The 5,099-nt window shown below is 50.7% G+C and carries 5 protein-coding genes; 2 read left to right on the forward strand and 3 right to left on the reverse strand.

Annotated elements, in window-relative coordinates; translation table 11 throughout:
• Positions 1–9: 9 nt before the first annotated feature.
• Genes FDW95_RS00520 through FDW95_RS00530 form a run of 3 tightly spaced genes read right to left on the reverse strand, consistent with a single transcriptional unit; the run spans position 10 to position 2,527 of the window.
• Complete coding sequence (locus FDW95_RS00520; protein ID WP_096757208.1) at positions 10–822, reverse strand: MetQ/NlpA family ABC transporter substrate-binding protein; 813 nt, start codon at positions 820–822, stop codon at positions 10–12.
• Between the two features lie 21 nt (positions 823–843).
• The gene (locus FDW95_RS00525) at positions 844–1,512 is read right to left on the reverse strand and encodes a methionine ABC transporter permease (RefSeq protein WP_096757209.1); all 669 of its coding nucleotides are present in this window, start codon (positions 1,510–1,512) and stop codon (positions 844–846) included.
• Complete coding sequence (locus FDW95_RS00530; RefSeq protein WP_115258625.1) at positions 1,505–2,527, reverse strand: ATP-binding cassette domain-containing protein; 1,023 nt, start codon at positions 2,525–2,527, stop codon at positions 1,505–1,507. The genes FDW95_RS00525 and FDW95_RS00530 overlap by 8 nt, the downstream gene beginning before the upstream one ends.
• Before the next feature lie 572 nt (positions 2,528–3,099).
• On the opposite strand from FDW95_RS00530, the gene pykF reads away from it, so the two are divergent.
• Complete coding sequence (pykF, locus tag FDW95_RS00535) at positions 3,100–4,521, forward strand: pyruvate kinase PykF (protein WP_096757211.1); 1,422 nt, start codon at positions 3,100–3,102, stop codon at positions 4,519–4,521.
• A 308-nt stretch (positions 4,522–4,829) separates the two neighbouring features.
• Entirely contained in the window at positions 4,830–5,066 is a 237-nt protein-coding gene (lpp, locus tag FDW95_RS00540; protein ID WP_003029373.1) for a murein lipoprotein Lpp, read from the forward strand.
• Positions 5,067–5,099 lie beyond the last annotated feature (33 nt).

Consider the following 5,099-nt stretch of genomic DNA (forward strand, 5'->3'; position numbering starts at 1 on the left):
GAAAGTGGATCAGTTATTTACCGGGATCACCGCGCCTTTATATTTGGTGCGGATCCAGTCCTGAATTTCTTTTGAGTGCAGTGCGTCAACCAGCGCCACAATATCCTTTTTCTTCTCATCGCCGCGATGCACGGTAATGATGTTGGCATACGGGTTGTTTTCGCCGCTTTCGACAGCAATCGGATCTTTCACCGGATCCAGCCCGGCATCGATAGCGTAGTTGGCGTTGATCACCACTGCATCGCCTTCATCGTTGTTATACATCTGCGGCAACAGTGCCGCTTCAACGTTAGGCAGGAACTTCAGCTTTTTCGGGTTCTCAACGATGTCGCTGATGCGCGCGGTGACTTTATCAACGCCTGGCTTGAGCTTAATCACACCCTCTTTTTCGAAAATCGACAGAATGCGCCCTTCTTCGGACACCGCATCACGCATGATGATCTTTCCGCCCTCCGGCAGGTCCTTCAGCGACTTTACCTTTTTAGAATAGATACCAATCGGCTCAATGTGAATCGCCCCGGCGCTGACGAAATCATAGGTCTTATCACCCGCATGATCCTTCAGTACGCTGTTCAGGTACGGAATATGCTGGAAGTAGTTGGCGTCAATCTCACGCCCCGCCAGCGCGGTGTTTGGCAGAATGTAGTCCTGGAACGGTTTAATCTCCAGCTCGATCCCCTGCTTTGCCAGGATCGGTTTCGCCTGTTCGAGGATCTCAGCGTGCGGCACGTTGGACGCGCCCACGGTCAGCGTATCTGCCCACGACGCAAAGCTCAGGGCGCTTAAGGTGGCGGCGGCGAGTAATGTCAGTGATTTTTTCATGATAATGGTTTCCGTATTTTATTAGCGTTTATCTAACAGAGAGGTGATCACATCGCCGCAAAACTGGATGATGAAGACAATAACCAGAATGGTCACCGTCGCCACCAGCGTAACGTCGCTGTGGTTGCGCTGGAATCCTTCCAGATAAGCCAAATTCCCTAAACCACCGGCACCAATCACACCAGCCATTGCGCTGTAGCTAACCAGGGCAATCAGCGTCACGGTGATACCGGACACCAGAGCGGGCGATGATTCCGGCAGTAAAACCCGAAAAATAAGCGTACTCAGACGTGCCCCCATGGAGCGGCTCGCTTCAATAACGCCTTTATCTACTTCACGCAGGGCAATTTCGACCAGACGGGCATAGAACGGTGCGGCACCCACGATCAGCGCGGGTAGCGCGGCGTTGGCTCCAAGAATGGTGCCAACCAGCGTTTTGGTCACCGGGATCAGCAGCACGATCAAAATGATGAACGGGATTGAGCGGAAAATATTCACGATCAACGAGATGGCGCTGTACAGCGTGCGGTTCTGATACAGGCCGCCACGCGCGGTCAGAAATAGCGCCAGTCCGAGCGCAATACCCAGCACAAAGGTCGCCACACCGGAAAGCGCGGTCATGTAGAGCGTTTCCTGAGTTGCCGCGAACAGTTGGTCCCATTTCAGATGGGGAAACAGGGAATCAGCCATGTTGGATAACCTCGCCGTCAACGTCGCTGTGGCGTAGATCGGCCAGAATATTGTTGAGTTGTTCTTCAGTGGCCACCACATGCACCCACAGTTGACCAAACGCGCCATGGGCGGTTTGCGTCATCTTGCCGTGCAGAATGTTAAACGGCAGGCCGTAGCGCAGGGTCAGCTCCCCGACCACCGGCCGATGGGTACGCTGTCCGGTAAACGTTAACTTAATCACCGCACCGCCGAGTTCGCTTGCCAGTTGCGGATTAAACTCATCTTCCTCGGCATATTGACTTACCTGACGGACAAACTGACGGGTGATCGGCTGCTGCGGGTGGCTAAACACGCTGAGCACATCGCCCTCTTCAACCACTTTGCCGTTCTCCATCACCGCCACGCGATCGCAAATTTTGCGCACCACGTGCATCTCATGGGTGATCAGCACAATGGTTAATTTGAAACGCCGGTTAATATCGAGCAGCAAATCCAGGATTTGATCGGTGGTTTGCGGATCCAGCGCGGAAGTGGCTTCGTCGCACAACAGCACGTCCGGGTTGTTCGCCAGCGCACGAGCAATCCCGACACGCTGTTTTTGCCCACCGCTGAGCTGCGACGGCCAGGCGTTTTCTCGACCATCCAGCCCGACCAATGTAATCAGTTCGGCCACACGTGCTTTAATTTTTGCTTTTGGTACACCGGCGATTTGCATTGAGAAGGCAATGTTTTCGCTGACGGTCCGCGACCACAGCAGATTAAAGTGCTGAAACACCATGCTGATTTTCAGTCGTGCCTGGCGTAACGATTCCCCGCGCGCCGTGGAGATATCGTGACCATTGACGGTCACACTGCCGGAAGTTGGCTGTTCAAGGCCGTTAAGCAGGCGAATCAGGGTGCTCTTACCGGCACCGCTGTAGCCAATAATTCCGTAAATCTGCCCCTGTTCAACCGTCAGGTTGACGTTATCGACAGCGGTAATAGCAAGCCTGCCTGGCGTAAACACTTTCGAAATATTTTTCAGGACAATCATGTCGTTTGGGTATCCGCTGCTGCTTATCGTTATCCTGCTAACGCTTTTGGCTGTTTAGCAGTATGGATGTCCAAACGAGTGTAATCAGGGAAATGGGCTTTTGATATGAATTAAAAAGAATTTGATATAACTATAAGGAATAACTGTTTTGCACTATTGTCGTTTGCAAGAGCCGGGAATGAAGAACGTCGTGTTGTTGCGCAACAGACCACCGCTGCGGACAACCTCTTTATCCATAGCAATGAACAAATTCGTGAATATTTTTTCGTGAAACTGCACAGAACGCTTTTGAAACACCGTTTCCATTTTCCTTTTAGATAATTTTCAGCGTATAATGCGCGCCAATTGTCTCTTGAATGGTTTCAGCACATTGACCTGTAAAACTCAACGACTACAAAACTCTCCTACCCGTTGGGCTGAAACGCAAGCACACATTCCTCTGCACGCTCTTTCGATGTCACCTATCCTTAGAGCGAGGCATCACAACTTTCGTAACTCAGGTTTAGCTTCCCATCCGTGCGCGACGGAAGCCAGATTTCCATATCCTTCTCAACTTAAAGACTAAGACTGTCATGAAAAAGACGAAAATTGTTTGCACCATCGGTCCGAAAACCGAATCCGAAGAGATGTTAACCAAAATGCTGGACGCGGGCATGAACGTCATGCGTCTGAACTTCTCCCACGGCGATTACGCAGAACACGGTCAGCGCATTAAGAACTTGCGCAACGTGATGAGCAAGACCGGCAAGAAAGCGGCCATCCTGCTCGACACCAAAGGTCCGGAAATCCGTACCATTAAACTGGAAGGCGGTAACGACGTTTCTCTGAAAGCGGGTCAGACCTTCACGTTCACCACCGACAAATCTGTCGTAGGTAACAACGAAATCGTTGCTGTTACTTATGAAGGCTTCACCAATGACCTGTCCGTTGGCAACACCGTGCTGGTTGACGATGGTCTGATCGGCATGGAAGTTACCGCAATCGAAGGTAACAAAGTTATCTGTAAAGTGCTGAACAACGGCGACCTGGGCGAAAACAAAGGCGTTAACCTGCCGGGCGTTTCTATCGCGCTGCCAGCACTGGCTGAAAAAGACAAACAGGACCTGATCTTCGGTTGCGAGCAAGGCGTTGACTTCGTTGCGGCGTCCTTTATCCGTAAACGTTCTGACGTCATTGAAATTCGTGAGCACCTGAAAGCGCACGGCGGCGAAAACATTCAGATCATCTCCAAAATCGAAAACCAGGAAGGCCTGAACAACTTCGACGAGATCCTCGAAGCGTCTGACGGCATCATGGTTGCACGTGGCGATCTGGGCGTAGAAATCCCGGTTGAAGAAGTTATCTTCGCGCAGAAGATGATGATCGAAAAATGCGTACGCGCACGTAAAGTGGTTATCACCGCGACTCAGATGCTGGACTCCATGATCAAAAACCCACGTCCGACCCGTGCTGAAGCCGGTGACGTGGCAAACGCCATCCTCGACGGTACTGATGCAGTCATGCTGTCTGGTGAATCCGCTAAAGGTAAATACCCGCTGGAAGCCGTTTCTATCATGGCAACCATCTGCGAACGTACCGACCGCGTGATGACCAGCCGTCTGGACAACAGCCATGACAACCGCAAACTGCGTATTACCGAAGCCGTTTGCCGTGGTGCTGTAGAAACCGCTGAAAAACTGGAAGCTCCGCTGATCGTCGTAGCGACCCAGGGTGGTAAATCCGCTAAAGCCGTACGTAAATACTTCCCGAACGCGACCATTCTGGCGCTGACCACCAACGAAGTGACTGCGCGTCAGCTGGTTCTCAGCAAAGGCGTGGTGCCGCACCTGGTGAAAGAAATCGCTTCTACTGATGATTTCTACCGTCTGGGTAAAGAAGTTGCGCTGCAGTTAGTTGAGCGCGGCCTGGCACAGAAAGGTGACGTTGTAGTGATGGTTTCCGGTGCGCTGGTACCGAGCGGCACCACCAACACGGCATCTGTTCACGTGCTGTAATAATTCCATCGGGAATTAATTTGCCTAAAAAGCGCCCTTGCGGCGCTTTTTTTATTTCCGCGATAGCTACTATTAATAAAAAATCAAATCGGATTTCACTATCTAATTAGAGATTATCTAAGATGAATCCGATGGAAGCTTTCTGTTTTCACTCGGGTTTTTAGCCGTTTTTGCACAATTCGATGCTTCTTTGAGCGAACGATCAAAAATAAGTGCATTCGCATCAAAAAAATATTCTCAACCTAAAAAGCTTTGTGTAATACTTGTAACGCTACATGGAGATTAACTCAATCTAGAGGGTATTAATAATGAATCGTACTAAACTGGTACTGGGCGCGGTAATCCTGGGTTCTACTCTGCTGGCAGGTTGCTCCAGCAATGCTAAAATCGATCAGCTGTCTTCTGACGTTCAGACTCTGAACGCTAAAGTTGACCAGCTGAGCAACGACGTGAACGCAATGCGTTCCGACGTTCAGGCTGCTAAAGATGACGCAGCACGCGCTAACCAGCGTCTGGACAACGCAGCTACTAAATACCGTAAGTAATAGTATCTGTGTAATAGAAATGGCGCACATTGT

Origin of the sequence: Citrobacter sp. wls718 (assembly GCF_005280945.1) — a bacterium.
In the GTDB taxonomy this organism is placed as follows: domain Bacteria; phylum Pseudomonadota; class Gammaproteobacteria; order Enterobacterales; family Enterobacteriaceae; genus Citrobacter; species Citrobacter gillenii.